The organism is Hahella sp. CR1, from assembly GCF_029813005.1.
GTDB lineage: Bacteria > Pseudomonadota > Gammaproteobacteria > Pseudomonadales > Oleiphilaceae > Hahella.
The window spans coordinates 22,278-42,080 of record NZ_JAPELK010000022.1; the positions used below are offsets into that span (position 1 = coordinate 22,278).

Annotated in this window: 19 protein-coding genes; 11 read left to right on the forward strand and 8 right to left on the reverse strand. The window is 54.4% G+C overall.

All coding sequences use genetic code 11. The features are described 5' to 3' along the window. Nucleotides 1-41: 41 nt before the first annotated feature. Both ONV78_RS30100 and ONV78_RS30105 read left to right on the forward strand, forming a co-directional pair. Entirely contained in the window at nucleotides 42-2,027 is a 1,986-nt protein-coding gene (locus tag ONV78_RS30100) for a hypothetical protein (RefSeq protein ID WP_279508266.1), read from the forward strand. Nucleotides 2,028-2,311: 284 nt separating this feature from the next. Next, nucleotides 2,312-3,118 carry a transporter substrate-binding domain-containing protein gene (locus ONV78_RS30105; protein WP_279508267.1) on the forward strand — a complete coding sequence of 269 codons (807 nt, stop codon included), beginning with the start codon at nucleotides 2,312-2,314 and terminating at the stop codon, nucleotides 3,116-3,118. A 36-nt stretch (nucleotides 3,119-3,154) separates the two neighbouring features. On the opposite strand, the gene ONV78_RS30110 is transcribed toward ONV78_RS30105, so the two are convergent. Together ONV78_RS30110 and ONV78_RS30115 are read right to left on the reverse strand one after the other, a co-directional pair. Then, nucleotides 3,155-3,940, reverse strand: a complete 786-nt coding sequence (locus tag ONV78_RS30110) for a transporter substrate-binding domain-containing protein (RefSeq protein WP_279508268.1) — start codon at nucleotides 3,938-3,940, stop codon at nucleotides 3,155-3,157. Between the two features lie 77 nt (nucleotides 3,941-4,017). Continuing rightward, the gene (locus ONV78_RS30115; RefSeq protein WP_279508269.1) at nucleotides 4,018-4,794 is read right to left on the reverse strand and encodes a transporter substrate-binding domain-containing protein; all 777 of its coding nucleotides are present in this window, start codon (nucleotides 4,792-4,794) and stop codon (nucleotides 4,018-4,020) included. Between the two features lie 297 nt (nucleotides 4,795-5,091). Between ONV78_RS30115 and ONV78_RS30120 the strand changes: the two genes are divergently transcribed. The 4 genes from ONV78_RS30120 to ONV78_RS30135 all read left to right on the forward strand — a co-directional run bounded on the left by ONV78_RS30120 (nucleotide 5,092) and on the right by ONV78_RS30135 (nucleotide 9,477). Then, the gene (locus ONV78_RS30120) at nucleotides 5,092-6,231 is read left to right on the forward strand and encodes an FIST N-terminal domain-containing protein (RefSeq protein WP_279508270.1); all 1,140 of its coding nucleotides are present in this window, start codon (nucleotides 5,092-5,094) and stop codon (nucleotides 6,229-6,231) included. After that, nucleotides 6,228-8,114, forward strand: a complete 1,887-nt coding sequence (locus tag ONV78_RS30125) for a GGDEF domain-containing phosphodiesterase (RefSeq protein WP_279508271.1) — start codon at nucleotides 6,228-6,230, stop codon at nucleotides 8,112-8,114. The genes ONV78_RS30120 and ONV78_RS30125 overlap by 4 nt, the downstream gene beginning before the upstream one ends. A gap of 124 nt (nucleotides 8,115-8,238) precedes the next feature. Further along, nucleotides 8,239-8,691, forward strand: a complete 453-nt coding sequence (locus ONV78_RS30130) for a MarR family transcriptional regulator (protein WP_279508272.1) — start codon at nucleotides 8,239-8,241, stop codon at nucleotides 8,689-8,691. 54 nt (nucleotides 8,692-8,745) lie between these two features. Further along, nucleotides 8,746-9,477 carry a siderophore-interacting protein gene (locus ONV78_RS30135; protein WP_279508274.1) on the forward strand — a complete coding sequence of 244 codons (732 nt, stop codon included), beginning with the start codon at nucleotides 8,746-8,748 and terminating at the stop codon, nucleotides 9,475-9,477. Nucleotides 9,478-9,550: 73 nt separating this feature from the next. Here the strand turns inward: ONV78_RS30135 and ONV78_RS30140 are convergent, their stop codons facing one another. From ONV78_RS30140 to ONV78_RS30150, 3 genes are all read right to left on the reverse strand, one after another. Continuing rightward, nucleotides 9,551-9,766 (reverse strand): hypothetical protein, encoded by a 216-nt coding sequence (locus tag ONV78_RS30140; protein ID WP_279508276.1) that lies wholly within the window; start codon nucleotides 9,764-9,766, stop codon nucleotides 9,551-9,553. 68 nt (nucleotides 9,767-9,834) lie between these two features. Beyond that, nucleotides 9,835-10,200 carry a DUF2750 domain-containing protein gene (locus tag ONV78_RS30145; RefSeq protein WP_279508278.1) on the reverse strand — a complete coding sequence of 122 codons (366 nt, stop codon included), beginning with the start codon at nucleotides 10,198-10,200 and terminating at the stop codon, nucleotides 9,835-9,837. A gap of 345 nt (nucleotides 10,201-10,545) precedes the next feature. Further along, nucleotides 10,546-10,869: a hypothetical protein gene (locus ONV78_RS30150; RefSeq protein WP_279508280.1), complete on the reverse strand. Its 324-nt coding sequence runs from the start codon at nucleotides 10,867-10,869 to the stop codon at nucleotides 10,546-10,548. 130 nt (nucleotides 10,870-10,999) lie between these two features. Here ONV78_RS30150 and ONV78_RS30155 point away from each other — a divergent pair, with 130 nt between their 5' ends. Continuing rightward, nucleotides 11,000-11,611, forward strand: coding sequence for a histidine phosphatase family protein (locus ONV78_RS30155; RefSeq protein WP_279508281.1), 612 nt, complete (start codon nucleotides 11,000-11,002; stop codon nucleotides 11,609-11,611). A gap of 99 nt (nucleotides 11,612-11,710) precedes the next feature. Here ONV78_RS30155 and ONV78_RS30160 read toward each other — a convergent pair whose 3' ends face one another. Continuing rightward, nucleotides 11,711-12,370, reverse strand: a complete 660-nt coding sequence (locus tag ONV78_RS30160; protein ID WP_216740176.1) for a hypothetical protein — start codon at nucleotides 12,368-12,370, stop codon at nucleotides 11,711-11,713. A 307-nt stretch (nucleotides 12,371-12,677) separates the two neighbouring features. Here ONV78_RS30160 and ONV78_RS30165 point away from each other — a divergent pair, with 307 nt between their 5' ends. The 3 genes from ONV78_RS30165 (at nucleotide 12,678) to ONV78_RS30175 (ending at nucleotide 16,722) form a co-directional block, all read left to right on the forward strand. Continuing rightward, nucleotides 12,678-13,211 (forward strand): hypothetical protein, encoded by a 534-nt coding sequence (locus tag ONV78_RS30165; RefSeq protein ID WP_279508282.1) that lies wholly within the window; start codon nucleotides 12,678-12,680, stop codon nucleotides 13,209-13,211. Between the two features lie 543 nt (nucleotides 13,212-13,754). Continuing rightward, nucleotides 13,755-14,786: a VWA domain-containing protein gene (locus ONV78_RS30170; RefSeq protein ID WP_279508283.1), complete on the forward strand. Its 1,032-nt coding sequence runs from the start codon at nucleotides 13,755-13,757 to the stop codon at nucleotides 14,784-14,786. A gap of 118 nt (nucleotides 14,787-14,904) precedes the next feature. After that, nucleotides 14,905-16,722, forward strand: a complete 1,818-nt coding sequence (locus ONV78_RS30175; protein ID WP_279508284.1) for a tetratricopeptide repeat protein — start codon at nucleotides 14,905-14,907, stop codon at nucleotides 16,720-16,722. A gap of 179 nt (nucleotides 16,723-16,901) precedes the next feature. Here the strand turns inward: ONV78_RS30175 and ONV78_RS30180 are convergent, their stop codons facing one another. Further along, a complete protein-coding gene (locus ONV78_RS30180) occupies nucleotides 16,902-17,729 on the reverse strand; it encodes a DUF429 domain-containing protein (protein WP_279508286.1) in 828 nt (275 codons plus the stop codon). A gap of 168 nt (nucleotides 17,730-17,897) precedes the next feature. Further along, the gene (locus tag ONV78_RS30185) at nucleotides 17,898-18,509 is read right to left on the reverse strand and encodes a TetR/AcrR family transcriptional regulator (protein ID WP_279508287.1); all 612 of its coding nucleotides are present in this window, start codon (nucleotides 18,507-18,509) and stop codon (nucleotides 17,898-17,900) included. A 250-nt stretch (nucleotides 18,510-18,759) separates the two neighbouring features. On the opposite strand from ONV78_RS30185, the gene ONV78_RS30190 reads away from it, so the two are divergent. Further along, nucleotides 18,760-19,788 carry an aldo/keto reductase gene (locus ONV78_RS30190; RefSeq protein ID WP_279508289.1) on the forward strand — a complete coding sequence of 343 codons (1,029 nt, stop codon included), beginning with the start codon at nucleotides 18,760-18,762 and terminating at the stop codon, nucleotides 19,786-19,788. Nucleotides 19,789-19,803 lie beyond the last annotated feature (15 nt).

Genomic DNA, 19,803 nt, shown 5'->3' on the forward strand with positions numbered 1-19,803 from the left:
GATAAATCGATGATGTTGGGGCCTAGAGTGAGTGACTTTGAATGACCATGCGCCGTGATGATCTGCTCAGCATGACGTTGCAGGACCTGGAAGGCTATTCCAATCGCGGAACCGTCAAGCGAGCGCAGAAAGACCTGGAGAAGTTGAGCGCAGAACTGGACGCGGACCAGACTCTTTTGTCAGAGGATGACGCCGGCAATCTGGCGGCGCAATGGCCAGACGGCGTCATCACGCAACTGGGGGCGAAGGAAGCCTTTCCTCATGGACGTTGCACCTGCCCATCCACCACTACCTGTCGCCACCTGATTACCTTGGTGCTGGCCTATCAGGAAATCCGTGCGAAAGACGCAGAGACGCCTGTCCCGGTCACCTGGAACCCGGGAGATATCAGCGACGAGTTGATGGCGACGGCATACGCTCCAGCGCAAATCCGTAAAGCGAAGAAGTGGTTTCAGGAGGGCGTACTGGCGGAGTTGGCCCTCAGCGAGAAACCGCTGGCGATTATTGAGACGATTGGTGTGGCGGTCCGCTTTTTAGCTCCGGGCGATCCGCGTTATGTGCAGTCCGATGGCGATGAGGAACTGACGGCGGTGGCGGCGATTATCGCCATACTGGCGTTCAGGCGTCTCCCGCAGGGCCAGACGGCCGGTTATGTCAGCACCTGCCCACCGCCCCCTGCCGAACCGGAAGCGTTGCGGTCCGTCGGCGACCTGTTTGTTCGCCTGCTGCAGTGCGGACTGTCTCAGTTGGAGCCTGGCTTACGGGACAAATTCCGGCGCGCCGCCAAAGCGCTGCACAGGTATGACTGGCTTTGGCCCGCCAGCCATTGTGAGCAACTGGTAGAGCAGATAGACCGCTATAACCGTCGTGACGGTTCTTTTTCCCCTTCGCAGGCAATTCGCCACATGGGCGAGTATCTCTGTCGGAGGCGCGCCCTTGCCTCTCCGGCGCTCCCTGCGCCGGAAGTCGTAATTAGAGGCGGTGGGCCCAAAAGGATGAAAGAGCGAACCGGTAAATCCCGGTATATAGGTCTGGGATGCCGCATGCGAGAAGACGGTGACTGCGTCTTGGCTGAGGTGTTTTTACAGAGTGCGGATACCGGCGCGCTCGTGATTCTGGAGAAACGCCAGAAAACCTCGAAGGAAGAAGACGCGCCCCACTCCAATCATCAGATCGCCCAGCGTATGTATATGCTGCAGCACCCCATCCGTGACTACGGCAAAGGCCAGATACTCACCTCAGGCGCCAAGCTATCTCTGGATAGCCGGATGACCCTTGGTCGCCAGACTGCGGTGAATCCACAGTCCTATCAATGGTCGACGCTGCGCCAGAACCTGTTAATGGAGGACTTTGATGAACTCCTCCGACGCTTGGCCAGTCGGCTGGCGGGACCGTTTCGGTCTCTCAAGGCCAATGAAAATTTTTACGTACTCAAAGTCGCTGGCGTCGCCAATCCCCGTTTCGATACTGCGTCCCAGTGCGTCAGAGCGGATCTTCTGGACGCCAAAGGCGCCAGCATTGCTCTCGCCTTCCCTTATTCCACGCGTGGAGCGGAAGGCGCGGAGGCGCTATTGCAACTGTTGCGAATGCAAGGCGCCCAAATCAGCTATGTCGCCGGCGCTGTCACGGAGCACACGCATGCGCTGACGATTGAACCAGTCAGTATTGTGTATTCCGTAAACCATCAGGCCATGATACTGCAACCCTATGTCGACGCCAGCATGCCCGGTATACCTGCCGCCCATACGCTACCTGCGGAAAATCGCCTTGCCCTGGAGCAGTCAGCCTTGTCTCGGCTATTGGAGGAGTTGGACCAATTACTCTGCGACCTGCTAATCACAGGGATTAGACAGGCGGCGCCCAATGCTCAATCCCGGTGGCGAGAATTAACGCAACAATGCGAAGCCATAGGATTGCACAGGCTGAATCGAATCATGTCCGCCGCCATTGATTGGCGTGACGACGCCGCAGCAATCAATCCCCCCGCACTGCTTAACCTGCTGGTTTATCTGCGTCTTAGCAAGTAACCCGATGCAATGAACAGAAAGATAATTGAGCATTGGAATAACCTGAGCCAAAAGAACGCATAACTGATAAATCCGGGTCAGATAAATGCAGGTTGGAAATGTAGGTTGGAAATGTAGGTTGGATAAGCACAGCGCCATCCAACGCCTCGCTCAGAGTCTTTGCACTCTAATTATCAGTTAAACGCAATCTGTCAAAAGAAGTAATAACCTCAGGCCTGGCCCCGCCCAACTTGGCAATCTGCTACGCTTTTAGAAGCCACGCATGATGACTTTAGGTGATGACGATGCGCCGTTGGCGTTTACAGATGTTTCCGATTCGGCTTTTCCTGTGCCTGGGGTTGCTTTGGAGCGCTTCACTGTTGGCGCAGGAGGCGATTCTTATCGGCAGTGGCGAGTGGCCGCCGTATATTTCCGAAGAAGCGCCTCATTTTGGTCCCACCTCGCAAATTGTCTCCGAGGCGTTTGCGTTGGCGAATATCGATGTAGAGTACCGCTTCCATCCCTGGAATCGCAGTTTCGTTCTCTGCCAGCAAGGAGACTTGGACGCCACCATTGCGTGGGAAAGAACCGCAGAGCGGGAGCGGGATTTCGTTTTCAGCGAGATGCCGATCATCATTGAACGCACGGTGTTCTTTTACTCTAGGCGCCACGCTTTGTCATGGGAAGAAATCTGGACACTACCAGAAGACGCCAGCAGGCTGCGCGTCGGCGCCATACTGGGCTACAACTACGGGAACAAGCTGGATGAGGCGGAACGGACGGGATTATTCACGGTCCGTCGCAGCGACTCGGAAGCGACCAACTTCAGACAACTGATCAAAGGCCATATCGACCTGTTTCCCAGTGATCTGGTGGTGGGGCTGGAAGTCTTAAGAAAGCACTTTGACGCGGCGGAGCGCCAGCAAATCAGATATCTGCCGGAGCAATTGTATACCGCCAAGCTGTACCTGATGTTTTCGAAGAAATCGCCGCGCCATGCCTGGCTGAAGGCGCAGTTTGATAAAGGGATGCAACAGCTGATTGCCTCTGGCAAACTGAATCGTCTGCAAATAGACCCCAGCCTCATTCCCCCTGAACATCCGGCGCAGTGACGCCATCGTTTCGCATCATTGTTTCATCTCACCGTTTTATTGCGCCGCTTTCTCTGACTCACTGTGGTAATGGCCTTCCACGATGCCTTCCAGATATTGCTCGTAACGTCCGGAATCTTTCAGTTTTTGCAGTCCACGGTTAAACGCGGCGATATAGCGCTCGGCCTGGGGATTTTTCTTGGTGATGATGACGTGATAGCCGACGCTGCGCAGCGGTTTCGGATTGTTGGTGATGCTGGTGGCGATGCCTGACGGCAGATTATGGGCGAGAATTTCGTAGCCCACCTCAAGCACGCAGGGAAACAGATTGATGCGCCCCTGCGCCAGCTTTTTGAAGTTACTTTCATCGGTAGAGATTCTTTCGACGGTGATCAGCCCCTTTGCTTCGGCTTCACTGAACGCTTTGCCATAAGAGTACCCGATCGTGGCGCCAATGCGATAAGGCTTGAGGTCCTCGAACGTGTTCCAGTCAAAAGGGAGGTCTTTGCGATGGAAGAAGACATCCGTCAGCACAATGATCGGCTCGGAGAACACAAAATGATCAGGTCTGCCGTCGGCCTTGGACCAGGCGACAGATCCCACCCAGATATCCCCTTCCTGCGCTTCCTGCAAGGCTCGCTTCCAGGGCAGAAAGGTGTATTTGACGTCGATTCCCTCCAGTTTGTACGCCTCCGCGACGACATGGGAAATAAACCCATAATCCTGGTAGTTTTCCGAAGTGAATGGTGGCCACTCGCCATTGGTCAAACTCAGCTCTTCCGCTGACGCCAGGAGTGGACAGACTAACGCGCAATAAATTAGGGGCATCAGCAGCTGTTTCATCAGAGCCTCCTGAGCGCTTGGCGTATCGGACAGGGTTCTATCAAGTTTAGTTCAGGCATAATAATTGGCGGGAGGCCTCATGGGCCTGGTCCCCCAATATCTTCTTTCCATAGCGAATCGTAGCGGCCGTTTTCCCTTAGTTTCCGCAATCCCCGGTTGAATGAATCCAACAGAAACTGCGCGCGGACAGGGTCAATGTTCTTTGAGATCAGCAGGTGCTGGGCGTCCACGGAGATCGGTTTGGGGTGATAAGCGATATTGGCGGCGTCCTGGGCGGGCATTTCGCTGCGGGCGATCTGCAAGCCGACCTCACGATTGACGACAAACAACTGAATTCTTCCCGCCGCCAGTTTTCTCATATTCAGCAGGTCCGTCGACACGCGCTCAAATAAAAAATCACCGCGCTCCTCGGCTTTGGCGAGAGTTGGACCATAGAAATACCCCAGCGTCAGTCCAATTTTGTAAGGCTTAAGGTCTTCAATGCCGTTCCAGTCAAAGTTCAGGCTTTTCAGATGGAAGAACACTTTGGTTTCGTTGAGAACCGGATCGCTGTACGAAAACTGCTGCGCCCGCTCCTTGGAGTAAACCCATCCCGGCGTGCCGTCATAGTCTCCTTCTGCGGCCATCCGCAGCGCTCGCTTCCAGGGCAGAAAAATGTACTCGACCTGGATGTGTTCGACAGCGAAGGCTTCTTCGACAATGTGAGGGAAAACGCCATAGTGACTCAGCTTCGAGGAGAAATACGGCGGGAACTCGCCGATGGACAGCCAGACTTTGTCCTCGGCGCGCGCATGCAGTGTCGCCATGATGCTTATCAGGATGCCGGACCAGAACATTCTGCGCAGCCACACCATTACTTCATGCCTCGCTGATGGCTCAGACCTTCACGCCGCTTTGCTGTGAAGTATAGCCATAAAATCGCAGGCCTAAGGCGACACTGCCGTTTCCTTTGTCGATGCGGCCATAGAGACGCCTGAAACGCGCCAATTCCGCCTGTCGGCGATGCGTATCGCGGATCTCGGTCTATTCTTTGAGGAGGACTTTTTACAAAAAAATAAAAGTTGAGAGCAGTGGCGAAGTAGCAAAGTCGAGCATGAAAAGAAAGAAGAGAAAGAAGACCAGACAGTAATTGCGGCAAAAGGGAGGTTGCAGTGACGGAGATTTATCAATCGACATACCAGAATGGCGCCTGGAGCCAGCCCCTGCCCTCGGCCAGCTCCGCCCAATGGGTCATCGCTTTTGGCTCCAAAGACATCATGGACGATCCCGGCGTTCGCGATCAGGTCAGACAGGCATTCCCACAGGCGCAGATTACCGGCTGCACCACCAGCGGGGCGATTGAGGGAACCAAACTGTACGACAGCTGTATCTGCCTGACCGCAGCAACCTTCGCTTCCTCTCGGATAGAGACCCTGTCCGCCGACTTCCATGATTTTGGAGACAGCGGCGCCTTGGGGGCGCATTTGGCGGAGCAGTTGAACACCGAAGGCCTGGTGCACATTTTCGTCATGTCGGACGGGCACGTGGTCAACGGCTCCGATCTGATCCGCTCCGTCTGCAAGAAGTTACCGGACAATATCTACATGACGGGCGGTCTGGCGGGGGACGGCATGGATTTCAAAGAGACCAAGGTCTGGCTGAACGATCAGTACCGGGGCGGGCTGGTGGCGCTTATCTGTTTTTATGGGCCGAACCTCAAGGTCGGCAAAGGCAACTTCGGCGGCTGGAAGCCGTTTGGTCCCAACAGAAAGGTCACCAGATCGCAGAAAAACGTGCTGTACGAACTGGATAACAAGCCCGCCCTGGAAATCTACAAGACCTATCTCGGCGAGTACGCCAATGAGCTGCCGGGGTCCGCCCTGCGCTTTCCTATCGGCCTCAAACATCCCGTCGCCACGGAGTTGGTCGTTCGCACGATTCTCTCCATCAATGAAGAAGACCAAAGCATGGTGTTCGCCGGCAATGTGCCGGAGGGCGCCAGTTGTCAGATTATGCACGCCAACTACGAAAACCTGATATCAGGCGCGGGCTACGCTACGGAGAAAGCCATTAGCGATATAAAAGGCGCGACTTCACAACTGGCGATCCTGGTCAGCTGCGTTGGACGGCGGATGGTGTTGGGCGTCAGAACCGAGGAAGAACTGGAAGAGGTCAAAGAGATGATATCCGAGGGATGTCATATGGCGGGATTTTATTCTTACGGCGAGATTTCCTCAGTGATCTGCAGCGACGGACGCTGCGGCCTGCTGAACCAGACGATGACGGTGACGCTTTTCGAAGAGGTCGGATGATGCACAAGCTGTTACACCGCCAACTGAAGCGAGCGGGCTTGGCCGAACTCCTGGCGGCGCATCCCCGCTTTCTGGAGAGCATATCGGACGCCTATACCCAGCATGAGGATGAAATACGCTTCATTGAGCACTCCCTGTTCGTCGTATCCAATGAGTTAAACGAGCAAAATACGCTGCTTTCGCGGCAGGTTGATGAGTTAAGCCAGGCCAATACGCAGATCAGCCGCTCCGGCGCCGAATTAACCGCCATTCTGGACGCCACCGGAGAAGCCATCATTTCCTTTGATAGTAACGGCGAGCTGTCCCTCCTGAATCGGCAGGGCAAGGACTTCATCAACCAGTTGCAGGCGGACATGATATTTGAGGAGCAGCTGCTTCTGATATGCAAGAACCCCACGGAGCTTGAGGAAACCTTTGAAGCCATACGCAAAGACCCCTTTATCAACGTGAATGGCGTCATCGAATTCAAACGCCGGCGCTATTATGAGTTTTACTCCTCCCCGAAAGTGGTGGACGGCCAACTGCAAGGCCGGGTCTGGAGCTTCAAGGACATCACCTCGCAGAAAATCACCGATGACATCATCCGTTTTCAAGCCTTGCATGACACCATGACGGGGCTTCCCAATCGCAACTGCCTCAACCAGCTTCTTGAAAAGCAGCTCAGGTTTCATAGCTTCCACCTGATGAAGCTGGCGGTCCTTTTCATCGACTTATCCGGCCTTAAGAAAATCAATGACACCCAGGGCTTTGAAGTCGGCGACGCCATACTGATCGACTCCGTGCACCGCATCATGCTGCGTCTGCGGGATCAGGACATCGTCGCCCGTTTCGGCGGCGATGATCTGATCGCAATCTTGCGGGATATCTCCGGCAGCGACGAGGTGATGTCGATCTGCCAAAACATCGAGCGGGATATCAGCCAGCCCATCGAGTTCGGCAATCACCTTTACTTCATATCCTGCCACATCGGCGTCAGCATTTATCCGGAAGACGGCGAGACCGTGAATGATCTGGTCCGTCACGCGGATCTAGCCAAATACCATGGCTTTAATCATGGTTCGGCCATTCAGTTCTTCAGCTTTAGCATCGCTGAGGAGGAAGTGCGTAAACAGACCGTGGAAAACCAGTTGCGCAAAGCTATCGAAAACCTTGAGCTGACGCTCTATCTGCAGCCCAAGGTGGATATTAAAACCGGCGCCATCAAGGGGTCTGAAGGACTGATTCGCTGGATAAAGCCGGATGGCGGCGTGATTCCTCCCGGAGTGTTCATCCCCATCGCCGAAAATACCGGCATGATAAGAGACATTGGTCGCCTGGTGGTCCATGAAGCCTGCAAGATTCTGGCGCACTGGAGCAGTCAGGGCATTACGGACACCACGATTTCCGTCAACCTTTCCATCGCCGACTTTAATGACGTCGCCTTGGTCAACGATATCATGGGCGAGCTTGAGCGCTTCAATGTGTCGCCTTCCAGACTGATTCTGGAAGTCACGGAATCATTGTTCATGGCGAATAAAGACCTGGTGAGAAACGCCATGCTGCAGTTGGAGAGCCAGGGCGTCAGGTTCGCCCTGGACGATTTTGGCACGGGCTACTCGTCCCTCAGCTACCTGCAGGAACTTCCCTTTTCCTACCTGAAAATCGACCGCTCATTCTTACTGGGCGCGCTGCAAGACGCGAAAAAAGCCGCCATTGTGCAAACCATTATCGATATCGGCAAAAACCTGAATCTGGAACTGGTGGCGGAAGGCATTGAGGATGCCGAAACCCTGGAATTCGTAAGAGGAAAAACGGATAACTGCGCGCTGGTGCAGGGCTTTTTCTTTTACCGCCCCATGCCCCACGCGGACCTGACTGAACTACTGTTAAAGCACGTCCTGTAAATCAATGCCCTTGGACTCATTTCCCAACAGCTTAAGCTTACTGTTTGATCGACAGCCTTTTTAGTTGACAGTATCAACCAATGCTATTATGGTTGACATAGTCAACTAACCTGAACTGTGAATCATGCCAGAAAACAACGTCCCGGAAACCAGCGTCGGAGAGTCCCTGCACCGTCTGCTTCATGCTTATAAACGCGCGATGCGTCAGGCGTATCAGGAGGTCAATCTGACTTTGGCGGTTTCCCACATACGCTCGCTGAAAGTGATCAACCACGCCCGTGAGAAAAACACTCTTTGTACCGCCCAGGTGATTGCAGAACGCCTGCAGCGGGATAAGGCGCAGATCACGCGGGTGGTGAAAGATCTGCTGGAGGAAGGGCTGATTGAAAAACGGGATAACCCTGAAGATCGACGCAGCCAGCTACTGCATTTAACCCAGAAAGGCGTTGACGCGTATAAGACAATAAAAGAGGTGGAAGCGCTGGCGGGAAGCCGCATGGCGCAAGGCCTCAATGCTGATGAGATCCGGGAGTTCGTCAAACTCGCGAATGCGATGGCGGAAAACCTCAAACACTGAATACAGCCGCTCCTCACGACGGAGCCCTATTATTACTGAATTCACGAGGATGAAATGAGCAGACCTGCGCCCCGCGAACTGACACTGGTTCGCAGACAATCGATTACTCCCAACATGTTGCGCGTTACCCTGGGCGGCGACGGCATCGCCAGCTTTCCCGCCGACCAGGAAAGCGCATACGTCAAACTGATGTTCCCCCGCGACGGCGAGCAGCGCCCACTGATGCGGACCTATACTGTGCGCGCTCAAAGAGAAGATGAGATCGACATAGATTTCGTCATTCACGAAGACGGCGGCCCCGCCTCCACCTGGGCGATCCAAGCGGAAATCGGTTCACAGATCCTGATCGGCGGCCCTGGTCCGAAAAAACTGGTGGATGTGGAAGCAGACTGGTTTCTGGTAGTCGGCGACATGACCGCCCTGCCCGCCATCAGCGTCAACCTGGAACAGCTTCCCTCCAACGCGAGGGGCTATGCGGTGATTGAGGTAATCAGCGAGGCGGATATCCAGCCCCTCAAGACCCCCGCCAACCTCGACGTGCACTGGCTGATTAATCCCCATCCCGGCGTCGACAGCAACCTGCTGCTGAACAAAGTCCGCGACCTGCCCTGGCTGCAAGGACGTCCCTCCGTCTGGTGCGCCTGCGAACTAAACAGCATGCGCCAGTTGCGGGACCACTTCCGCGCCCAGGAAGGACTGGAAAAAAGCGACCTGTACATCTCCAGCTACTGGAAACTCGGCGTCAGCGAAGATGAGCACAAAGTGCTGAAGGCGGCGTTGAATTAAAAAACGGGGCGTAAAGCCCCGTTCTCTTTTGCAAGCAGCGATGTTGAGCGCACTTTGGCGCCCTTATCACTGTTTATTTCCATCTGGTTTTACGATGCGTCTTCCAACTGCGTTGGGGACTTGTGGCGTTGACGGTTTCAAAACCGTGGGGAAAGCAGCGCGAGCAACCGCACTCTTCCCCCAGAACTACTCTCGAAACCGTTGTGCCGGACACCTTCTTAGGTAAATCCGCCAGCCCTGCTTCATTGCGCCCAAACGCCTTGATAAGACGTACTTCACGTTTCTTCACTCTTCTCTCCTTTAGGAAAATACCTAAAAGAGAGCACCTTTTAATATTGCTACCAGCATGTGTTCTAGCTAACCAAGATTTGACCGCGCCATCTTAACCGCATTGATGACTTCATCAATAGGCAAGTCCAATCCAACATTGGTTTTACCACTGTAATTCACGCCAAGCAGGCATTTCGCCTGCCGCAGAGATGGAACCCATTCATCCAGAAACGTCCGCCATTCGTAGCCAGACTGAATATAGCCTGTATAGGCCGGAACCTGATTGATCTGCGCGATTACTCGCTCCCTGCTTGACCACCACGGAAAACACTTTGTTCCGTGCCTGTTATTTGAGGTTACAAACTGGCCATCTTTTTCGATCGTCCACACCAGACCATGTTCGGCCACCTCTTGAACAAACAGCTCCCACCGAGTTTCATTGCTTGTCGCCATTTATTACTCTGTAATATCCTTCATCGTGTCTGCAATTGATTGTGAGAAGGCATGCAGTGAGTTCATATCCTCTCGTGAAAAGGGGCTTACTGGAATTGAATAATCCTTACTATGGCAAGTTACGCACCACTCTTCATCTATCTCAGATTCACAGTTCATACATAACCAACTACTTGAGGGAGCCCCTCCGTACGCCTGCCGTATTCTCTCACACAAATCTTTTAAGCAAGAGAACTTACCTTCGTCAATGAGACTCTTTATTTTTCCCAAACTATCATTTGAAACATTCATATTGAGACACCTCATTTTTCGAGTTTCATATTACAGACTCCATTGATATGCTACTCAACTCTCCGAGACCCTCTCCTCAATCACCGCCTGCACCCATTCCCGGTATTTGGCGCTGGGCCTCAGCATTTTCATTAAATCGTCTGGCTCAATGTCGTCGGGTAGTCCCGGCTCGATGACAAAGCGTTCGAACCAGGCTTCGCCGTTGCGCTCCCAGGCGGTGTCGACGATTTCGTCAATGAGTTCCTCCCGCGTGGCCTCATCGCTGGCGTCGGTTAATTCCGCCATGGTTTCCGGTTCGGACAGAATCATCTCCGCATAAGATTCCGCCGAAGCGCGCAGGCCCTTTAACGTCTCTTCTTTAAACTTATCGAAGTTCATTTTCTTTCTCCCCCCAAAAAGAAACAGGAAATCGCTACCCTCGACAATAATCCAGGTTAGCCCTACAGTGCCAATCTTTCGGTCGTTCAGAATAGAGAATCAGTGAAGTAGTGGAATGGAACGAAATGGAATGGATAGCATGAAAGTCATCCTGGCGCGGCACGGCCAGACGATCTGGAATCAACAAGGTCGCCTGCAAGGCCGTCTCAACTCTGACCTGACGGACCAGGGCAAAGCGCAAGCGGACAGGCTGGCGACGGAAGTGAGACACTACCGCTTCGCCAAGGTTTACTCATCGCCCGCTTTACGCTGTATGGAAACATGCAAGGTCATTTCGCCGGACTTTGAGGTATGCGATTTGCTGCAAGAACAGAACTTCGGCTCCTATGAAGGCCTGTCCCTGCATGACATAGACCGAAGAGACCCTTCCGCCAGGGCCGTTATCCGGGGAGAACACCCCCACCAAAAAGCCGGCGAAAACTCCGAGAGCCTGGCGGAAGTCGCGCAAAGAGCAAGCCAGTTCCTGAATCGACTTGCAACCCATCATCAAGATGACACCCTCCTGGCGATCACCCACGGCAACTTTTTAAAGGCGCTGATCTGGTGGATACATGCCCAAGACCACACCAGCGCCAGCCAATACACCCACTTCAATTGCGCCTATTCCGAAATCACGTATTCGAACAATGAATGGACAGTGTCTTATTGGGGCAAGGCTTCGCATCTTATTGGAGTGTTGTGAGGAAACAGGCGCTCAAGGATCAGCTTATCCGATTATTGCGCCAGGGGAGAGAGCACTCCCCCCTTTGCAACTTCCCTTACGTATTTGGTGCAATCGCCCTTAGGTATTATGATGCGACCGATCCCGCGTATTGATGGGACGGGCGAAGGAGGATCTGCCGCGGCCGGCGGTCATTTCCGCATAACCGGAGCGGTAAACCACGGCTTTTTCCTCCAGGCTGTAGAAGCTGCGGGCGCCGCGATCGTTGCGGTCTTCGACGCGGATAGAGCCGGTGGAGATATGCACGAACCCTTGATATCCGGTGACTTCAACAAAGACATGGGTTCTGGAAAGTTTGGTGCAGAAACGCTCCACCCAGGGGGACAACGCGCCGGCGTATCCGCCGCCGCAGGCCAGTACATGCACATCGATGAAGTTCAGCGGCAGACCTTCCTCGCGTAAGTCGTCCGCCATCTGTTCCGTGGTGAACGCTTTGAACACCCCACCTACCCAATGCTTCGTCTCTCTATCGTAGTGCTGACGGTTTCTCGGCAACCAGCCGTTCTCCTTGGCGGCGATGGTGGCCGTATCGCCCCTGCCCGCGCCATGAGTGAAAATATACAGCGTGTCAGTGGCGTGTAAACGCGACAGACAACCAGGCGACGTGGGCAATCTGAGTCGCGGTTTTTGAATCACGGTGGCGTTCAAGACACCGGCGAGTTGCGCGGACAGTGCGATCATTTCCGGGCCGACAACGGGAAGATAGATGTAACTAGCCATGATTAAGGTTCCTTTTATGCATTATTGAGGGTGTTTCGTTCTTTTATGATTTTTAGAGAGAGCCGCCGTACTTCCGCGGCGGGTTAGCGCCCTCTCCTTGTTTCATGTACGCAGATTAACGGCGCATTCTTAACGGAACCTTAAGAGTTGTTTTTAAAGTGAAATTCAGAAATCAGAAATTTTTTTAATTTCTTTGCATCCAAACGCCGCATCCCTGTCGTCTTTATCTACGAGTTTCAAATTCAGGGTCCGAGACCCGCTAGCCACACTTAGATAGATCACACTTAGATAGATAAAGGATAGAAAGATGAAAAAGTTCGCCGCACTGACCACTCTGATGATCGCCACCGCCGGTTTCACCTCCGCCGTATTTGCTGAAGGCAAAGCGGATCGTTACTGCGATGAAAAGTATTCTAGCTCCAGCAAGAGCTACAGCGCCAACAGCTACGCCAGCGCTGACGGCTATAGCAACGCCTACGACAACACCGGCGGACTGCTGAAAACTTCTTCAGCCAGCGCCAGCTCCTCTAAGGTCGTCACTAAAGTTTCTACCTCTGTCGGTGAAGTATTCGCCAACGCACAAGGCATGACGCTGTACACCTTCACCAAAGACAGCAATGGCGCGTCTGCCTGCTACGACTCCTGCGCAGACAGCTGGCCTCCTTTTTTCGCCAAGAAAGAAGCTAAAACCTGGGGCGACTTCACGATCGTCGGCCGTAAAGATGGCACTTATCAGTGGGCTTACAAGAACCAGCCTCTGTATCTGTGGGTTGGCGACCGTCAGCAAGGCGACGCGACGGGCCATGGCGTAGGCAACGTGTGGTACGCCGCTCAGCCTTAGTTGTTAGTCAGACAGAGATATAGTCAGACAGATAGACAGAAAGCCTCTTCCTTTGCTGGTTAAATAGCCATATTTGAGCGCTGATAGCGACCAAGCCGTCAGCGCTATTTTTTTCCCTTCACACAAACAGTTAACGCCTCAACTCCGTGTTCTGTTGATCCCTCGACAGCGTTCAAAGAATTTACACCTTCTTAAATTTCAGGTTGTTTAAAATTCAATCTAACCCTTGCGCCAGGGGCGTTTAGGCCTATCGTTAGATCACACAAAAACGATACAAAACAGGTACTTAGCTTTGTATACAAACCCCCCGATTTTTGCGAAATTATCCTTAATGGAATAAGCCTTTTGGCCTTTAGTGGAAATACTTATATAACGAATTTACAGTTCCCGATTGGCCACTTCCTAAAAGAGTTAAGAAACACCCCAATAAGCGGGGTTCTAAAGAGATTGGCCTGTTTTGTGCCTTATAGGTTCCCTGAGCAATCTCAAGAAATTTTTCATTGCAGTACTAAATCTAACTACAACCCACACCAGGAGGTAACAATGAAAAGACTAGCGTGCTCACTCGCCTTTACCGCTTTCCTGCCGTTTACGGCGATGGCGGATTCCATCTCTCCCACTACTTTCTCTGCGACGCTTGATGTCGGCGAAAGCGTGACCATCACCAAGACAGTCACCGTTGACGCCGAAGCGAGCACATCCAAGGTAGACGTATTCTTCCTGATGGATGAAACCGGCAGTATGAGTGGAGAGATTGCAGCGGTTAAAGCCGCCGCCAGCTCTATCTTGGGCACAGCAGCGGGCTTTGGCGACATTAACTTCGGCGTAGGCGGCTATCGTGACGCCACCGATTTCTTCGCTTATCGCACCCTGACGGATATGACCAGCGACACCTCCGCGGCGCAAGCAGCGATCAACACCTGGACCGCCGGCGGCGGTGGCGATTTCCCTGAAGCGAACATTTACGCTTTAGAACAGGTCGCAACCACCATTTCCTGGCGTCCAGACGCTGAGCGCATCCTGCTGTGGTTCGGCGACGCAACGGGCCATGACCCCTCTTTGGGTTCAACCGAAGCCAGCGCAACCGCCGCTTTGCAGGCAGCCAGCATCCAGGTGGAAGCGATTGACGTCGCCAACTGCTCATTCGGCTTCTGTTTAGATGGCACTGGCCAGGCCTCCCGCATCACTGCGGCGACCGGCGGCACCTATCACGCAGGCATCGACACCACCACATTGGTAGACACTATCAATGACGCCATTTCGACCGCTATTTCTTCCTATACTGAAGTGGCGCTCGACATCTCTGGCGCGCCTCCCGGCATGGTATCCGTGTCTCCTGCGTCTTATAACGGCTCCTACACCCGCGACAGCGCTGCGACCTATGATTTCGAAGTCACCTTCACCGGCACAACTCCCGGCACCTACGACTTCGACATCTACGCCACTGTTGACGGCGGCAGAGTCGCTACCGAGCGCGACCATATCGTTGTCAGCTCAACTGTTCCAGAACCCGCCAGCCTGGCGTTGATGGGTCTGGGTCTGGTTGGCTTGCTGGCTCGTCGCAGAAAAAGCTAAGTAGTCCGCTACAAATAAAGGGCGTTGTTTAACGCCCTTTTTTTTTATCCCGCATATTGGATTACACTCTCACAAAAGCATGATGCTAATTTGTCTGAGAATTATAAGGTCCCTATCGATGAACAAACGCCTCTCTTTAGCGCTGGCGATTTTTTTCGCCGTTGGCGGCAGCCACGCCGCCATTACGCAACCCAGCTCCGCTCAGTCCGACACCAGCCTTTTCTTTCTTGACGCGCCTCCCGCCGGCGGCGAGCTACAACCCGCCAATCAGGATCTCACCACCGCGCTGGATCTGATCCGACAACAAAAGTTTATGCAGAGCCAGAAGCTGCTGGATGACATTCTCGCCAAAGAGCCGAATAACTCACTGGCGCTGGAATTGAAAGGAACGGTGCTGGCGTTACAGGGAAAACTCAAGGACGGCCTCAAGCTATTGCAAAAGGCCACACAATTAGCGCCCACGCAAAGCTCCGCCTGGACCAAGCAAGGCGATGTTCACACCGCTTTGAAAGAACCCAAGAAGGCGTTTAACGCATATAAAACCGCCGTCGGCTACAACGACAACGATTCCCGCGCGCATCAACGGCTGGGTTTGATCTATCAGGAACAAGGCGAGGTCGCCAAGTCCATAGAGCATCTGGAGAAAGGCCTGGCCAACACCCCGGAGGACTACGTAGGAGTAAAACTCAATCTGGCGGAGCAATACGTCAGAAATGGCGAGTCAGGCAAAGCCATCAAGCTGCTCTCCCCGATCATTGACGCCACCAGCGACAATGCCGTGGGCCTGGTGCTGCTCGCTAACGCCTATGTGGCCAATCAAAGCCCGGAAGCGGCCATCCCCCTGTTCCAGAAAGCGCTGAAACTCTCTCCCAAACAACCTGCGCCCCTGTTGGCCCTGGGCATCGCCCAGCGCGACGCCGGTCAGTTGGATAAATCTCTCGACAGCTTTAACCAGTTGCTGAAATTAAAGTCGGACTGGGGACTGGCGTATTTCCAGCGCGCATTGACCTACGCGAAAAAAGACGATCATGATAAAGCCGTCAGCGACTATCAAAAGGCGTTGAAAGACAAAGAACTGCCGGAAAATCTGGCGGTGCAGGCGGGCGATTATTTCGCGCAATCCGGCAAACAGGAGCTGGCGGAGAAGGTCTATAAAGATCTGATCAAACAGTCCAAGGCGCCTTTCCCCTACTATCAGCGCCTGGGCAGCCTCTATCAGGTGCAGAACGACCCGACTAAGGCCAAAGCGGTATACAGCGACCTGTTAAAGACTTACCCGGACAACCCGCAGAGTTATCTGTACGCAGGCTCGTTTCACGCCTTCACCCGAGATTACGCCGCTGCCGCGGACCTGTTCGACAAAGGGTTGCAACTGGCGCCGGACTCCAGCTCCTTGCGCATAGCCAAAGCCGTGGCGTTGAAACAACTGGGAACGCTGGACAAGGCGCAGCAGGAAATGGAAATCCTAGTCAAGAATAACCCAGAATCTCACGAAGGATTGTTCCTGTTGGGCTCTCTGTATGAGGAAGGCAAGAAAACCGATCAGGCGATAGACGCCTATCGTCGCGTCCTGCGTTTGAACGACTCCCACCTGGGCGCGCTGAATAATCTGGCGTACCTGCTGGGCGAAACGGACAAACTCGGCGAAGGAGAGAAACTGGCGCTGCAAGCCGCAAAACTTGCCCCCATCAACCCCACCGTTCTGGACACGCTGGGCTGGATACAATTCCGTCTGGGCAAAGTCACCGAAGCGGAAACCAACATCGGCAAAGCCTACCAACTGGCCGCCAACAACCCGACGATCAACTACCATTACGCCAAAGTGAAACAGAAGAGCGGCCAAGCGGCGGAAGCGCAAAGCCTGTTCAAATCCTCCCTCAGGCTAGGCTTGGCCTCCCCCTGGAAAACCGACGCAGAAAAACAACTGCAGAACTAACCCTACCCGGAAGCGCGGGCGACCCGCCCGCACTTCCCGACATTTTTCACACCTCAAAGTAGGTTGGATAAGCGCAGCACGATCCAACAAACAGGTTTAACAAACCACTTCAATCCATTGAATTAAATGCATTTATTAGCATAGAAACATGGCGTCGGAAGGCGCTTCGCTTTTCCGGCCTACTTGGTTTTGTCGCCTTTTTTCTCTGCGTCCAAGCCGTCTTTGGGGACGAAAATCCAGCCTTCCGATACCGGGGTATCCGGTTCCGGCGGTTGTAGTTGTTCTGGCTGGTTCACGAACAGCCAGGCGATCAGGGCGCAGATTAGTGCGTCCCGTTTGTCCTCGTGGTCGATACTCGCGACAAAGTCGGCGTCTCGCCAGTGAGGACATACGGGGTGCGTGTTACTGGTCCGTTCAGAGAAAAATGGCTCCAGCAGCGTCGCCATACGATCGGAGTTTCTGCAGGACGAGGGATAGGCTTCGATAGCCTGGAGCAGGCCGCCCCCTTCCCAAACGCCGACGGATTTTCGCCCCGGCGCGAACTTGGCGAGTGTGTGCATACCTTTCGTGGCCTGACTGCCGATCATATCTTTGACCGCAGAGAGTGGCGTCAAGCCATGTCGAAACAGAAAGCGCTCAGTCTGGCGGAACAGATAAGGATTAGCCGCGGACTCATCCAGTCGGTCAACAGGAGCCCCTCCCGTGATCAGTTGCTGCAACGCCTGGGAGAAGCCCAAAGGCGTATCAATAGCCAGGATCACAGCAGGAAGCTTCCGAGACGGCCATGTCACCTTGCAGCCATCAAGCAGCGTCTGAATCCACTCCGCCGTGGTGGCCGCCTGATTGATCACCGTCCGCAAATTACCCCGCCAGGGTTTGCCCAGCAGGTTGCGCTGATCGTCCAGCACCACCAAGGCGTCACGGCTTTTGCTGTTGTTATCGCAATTCCAACCGCCAACATCCCAGCCGATGTACAGCATGTTGTTGCAAGCGTCGGATTTATCCATTTTCGTACCCGCAGGTCAGCGCATGACAGAGATAAAACGTAGGTTGGATAAGCGCAGCGCCATCCAACAATTTGGTTTAGAAAGCCACCATATCCCTCTAATATAAAACGCATATATTCACATGAAAACATAGCGTCGGAAGGCGCTGCGCTTTTCCGACCTACTGACCTACCGTGAATCGGGGTTGTAACGCAGGCCGTCTACAAGTAACGCGACCATTCTTCGTGCGTAGTCGATGCGGTCGTCATGGGCGGACATGCATAGGCTGCCTACGGCTCTCAGCAGGTCGTCCGGGTCCACGTCTTTGCGTACTTCGCCGGTGGCGATGGCGGCGTCGAGCAAGCGTTGTAACTGGGGTTTCAGTTGCTTGTCGAAGTAGCTTGGCAGTGTGCTGTAGGCCGGGTCGCCGGAGTGCAGCGCGGTGGCCAGTCCCCGTTTGGTGACGATGAAGTCGGCGTAGCGTTGAATCCAGCACGCCAGCGCTTCTCCCGGCGTATGTTGCGCCGCCAGCGTGTCGGCGGCTGCGGCGCAGGCGTCTACCTGTTGACGAAATACCGCCACGATCAGGTCCGAACGTTGCGGAAAGTGTCGATATACCGTGCCCATGCCGACCCCCGCTTTGGCGGCGATTTCCCGCACCGGCGCGTCCACGCCCGAGGTGGCGAATACTTCAAGCGCCGCGTTCAGCAAGGCGTCTAGATTGCGTTGGGCGTCCGCCCGCACGGGGCGCGCTTTGCTTTTCCCGCCGCCGGCGCTTTCTGTTTTTGTCTGTTTGCTCAATGTCACTCCTCAGCGGAAGCCTTGGTTTCTATCTTTTCCAGCGTTTCAACGTTTACCGGAACACTGCCGTTTCAATTTATAACGGAGCGCCGTCGACTTAATTAAAAAACGGAACATCGCTCCATTTATATCTTGATAAGCGGAACATCGTTCCGTATTATCCGGAACATTGCTCCATTTTATTCCGCATAGAGGGAGTAAACAACCGCCGAAAGGCGATCGTCTTGTTGACTAACCAGGAGAAAAGCACATGAAATACCGCACATTAGGAAGAACCGGCATTAAAGTGAGCCCCTATTGTCTGGGGGCGATGATGTTCGGCGCGGTGGGCAACGCCGATCATGACGAAGCGACCCGCATCATCCACAAGGCTCTGGACGCCGGGGTCAACTTTGTCGATACAGCGGACTTTTACAGCCAGGGAGAATCCGAGGAGATTGTCGGCAAGGCGCTTAAAGGACGACGCGACGATGTGGTGCTGGCCACCAAAGCGCATCTGCCGATGGGACAGGACCCCAATCAACAAGGCAATTCCCGACGCTGGCTGACCCGCGCTCTGGAAGACTCCCTGCGCCGTCTGCAAACGGACCATGTCGACCTCTACATGATTCACCGCCCCGCCCCGGACACCGATATTGAGGAAACCCTGGCCACCCTGACCGACCTGATGCGCGCCGGCAAGATCCGCGCTATCGGGACATCCACCTTTCCCGTCGCAGAAATCGTCGAGGCGCAATGGGTGGCGGAACGCCGCGGACTGGCGCGTTTTCGCGTGGAGCAGCCTTCCTACTCGATTCTCAATCGCAGCATTGAACGGGAAGTGCTGCCTGCCTGCGAAAAATACGGCATGGGCGTCATGGTCTGGAGTCCCCTGGCCATGGGCATGCTCACCGGGCGCTACCGCAAGGGTGCGCAGACCGAGAGCGAGCGCGTGAAATTTAACCCGGCCTACTTCGCTGATGCGGGCAAGCTCGACGCCATTGAGCGCCTTTCCGCTCTGGCCCAGGAGGCGGGGCTATCCCTGACGCATCTCGCCATGGCCTTCGCCATCGCCCATCCCAGCGTCACCGCGGCGAATCTCGGGCCACGCACCATGGCGCAACTTGACGATCTGCTCGCTGGAGCGGAAGTGACCTTGAGCAACGACATTCTTGATCAGATTGACGCCATCGTCGCGCCGGGAACCGACATCGGGCCTCTGCATGCGCCTTACACGCCGCCGGCGCTGACTCATGCCGATCTGCGTCGCCGTCAGGAAAGAGACCGCGCCGCCGCCTAGCCATCCAGGCGGCGT